Genomic DNA, 1100 nt, shown 5'->3' with positions numbered 1-1100 from the left:
GAGCAGGCGCTGCGCAGCGCCGTGCCCGGCGCCCAGGTGCTCTACCGCACCCTGGCGGTGGTCCCCGGAATCGCCGTGCGGGTGCCCGCCCGGGGGCTGGGTGCGCTGCGCGGCCTGCCGGGTGTCCGCGCCGTCCATCCGATCAGCCACAAGTACCCGGCCAATGCGCACTCCGTGCCGCTCACCGGGGCTCCGGCGGTGTGGGCGGGGGCGGACTCGGTGGCCGGGAACACCGGCAAGGGCGTGACCATCGGCATCGTCGACAGCGGGATCGACTACACCCACGCGGACTTCGGCGGCCCCGGCACGGCAGACGCCTTCCGGGCGGTGGACGGCAGCAGACCCGCACCGGCGGGCCTCTTCCCCAACGTCAAGGTGGTCGGTGGCTGGGACATGGTCGGCGACGACTACAACAGCGACCCCGGGCAGCCGCCGTACCAGCCCGACCCGCACCCCGACGCCAACCCGCTGGACTGCACCGCCAACGGCCACGGCACCCATGTGGCGGGCACCGCGGCGGGCTACGGGGTCACGACCGACGGCAGGACCTACCGCGGTCCCTACGGTCCCGGCCTGGCCCCGGCGGCCTTCCGGGTGGGTCCGGGCGCGGCGCCCGGCGCCGCCCTCTACGCACTGCGGGTCTTCGGCTGCCACGGCTCCACCGACGAGATCGCCCACGCCCTCGACCGCGCCGCCGACCCCAACCAGGACGGCGACTTCTCCGACCGCCTGGACGTGGTCAACCTCTCGCTCGGAGGAGGCTTCGGCGACCCCGGCGACGGTGACGCGCTGGCCGTGGACCGGCTCGCCGCCACCGGCACCGTGGTGGTCGCCTCGGAGGGCAACGACGGGGACGTCTACGGCGTCGGCTCCAGCCCGGCGGTGGCCCCGGGGGCCATCGCGGTGGCGGCCTCCGTCGACGGACACACGGACGCGGACGGCATCCGGCTGCTGCCCCCGGTGACCGCCGGGCAGGGCGCGGCCGGCCCTGGGAGCGGGACCACCCCGGGGACCACGCCCGGCACCGCACCGGCGCGGCCCGGCGTACCTGCGCCCGGAGCCCCCCTGCCCGGCGGCCCGCCGCCGGGCAGGGGGGCTCC

1 protein-coding gene is annotated in these 1100 nt (G+C 77.3%); it reads left to right on the top strand.

All coding sequences use genetic code 11. The features are described from left to right. Positions 1 to 1100: S8 family serine peptidase (locus AOK09_RS36790; RefSeq protein WP_157876207.1), on the top strand; the 1100-nt coding region annotated here is incomplete at both ends.

Origin of the sequence: Peterkaempfera griseoplana (genome assembly GCF_001418575.1) — a bacterium.
Taxonomy (GTDB): domain Bacteria; phylum Actinomycetota; class Actinomycetes; order Streptomycetales; family Streptomycetaceae; genus Peterkaempfera; species Peterkaempfera griseoplana.
This window is presented reverse-complemented; position numbering and strand designations above follow the sequence as displayed.